Source organism: Streptomonospora halophila (assembly GCF_039542725.1).
GTDB classification, from domain to species: domain Bacteria; phylum Actinomycetota; class Actinomycetes; order Streptosporangiales; family Streptosporangiaceae; genus Streptomonospora; species Streptomonospora halophila.
Genome location: NZ_BAABIK010000087.1, coordinates 1 through 653, shown reverse-complemented (window position 1 = coordinate 653; position 653 = coordinate 1). Strand labels below are relative to the sequence as shown.

At 68.8% G+C, this 653-nt stretch carries 1 protein-coding gene; it reads left to right on the top strand.

Translation table 11 applies throughout. The features are described 5' to 3' along the window. Positions 1-66: 66 nt before the first annotated feature. Positions 67-653 (top strand): hypothetical protein (locus tag ABEA15_RS25575; RefSeq protein ID WP_345559629.1); only part of this gene is annotated, 587 nt, incomplete at its 3' end.

Here is a 653-nt window from a genome sequence, read left to right as displayed (position 1 = left end):
TCTAGATCGTTGATGGGAAATCGGTGACCGTAGCGAGGACATGACGAAGGGCGCCAAGATCAGTGTGTGAAGACAAACCTAGACGCCCTTCTCACCGCACTCTATGTCCACCTGGACGACGATGTCCTGCCCCCGCCTCCGCCGCGCCGCGGACCCGGCCGCCCTCCCGCACTCACCGACGCCGAACTGGTCTGCGTGGCCGTGGCCCAAGTCCTGCTGCGCTACAACGACGAACGCCACTGGCTGCGGGCCGCACCCGAACGCGTAGGCCACCTGTTCCCCCGGTTGATCGACCAGTCCGAGTACAACCGGCGGCTGCGCGACCTCGGACACGTCCTGTTCACCACCGCACTGCGGCTGGCCCGGGCGCTGCCCTCCTACGCCGACTCCCTGCGGCTGATGGACGGCACCCCGGTGCGCTGCGGAGCCTCGCGGACGACGGTGCAGCGCTCGGAGATGGGCGAGATCGCCGGCTACGGGCGCGACGTCTCCCACCACGCCTTCTACTGGGGTGCCAAGCTGATGCTGATCACCACCGCCGAGGGCGCGGTGTGCGCGTTCAGCCTGGCCAACCCCAAGGAGCTGGACGAACGCGCCCAGGCCCTGCACCTGCTCCATGCGCACCGGTGCGCGCCGGGAGACTGCCCGATCGT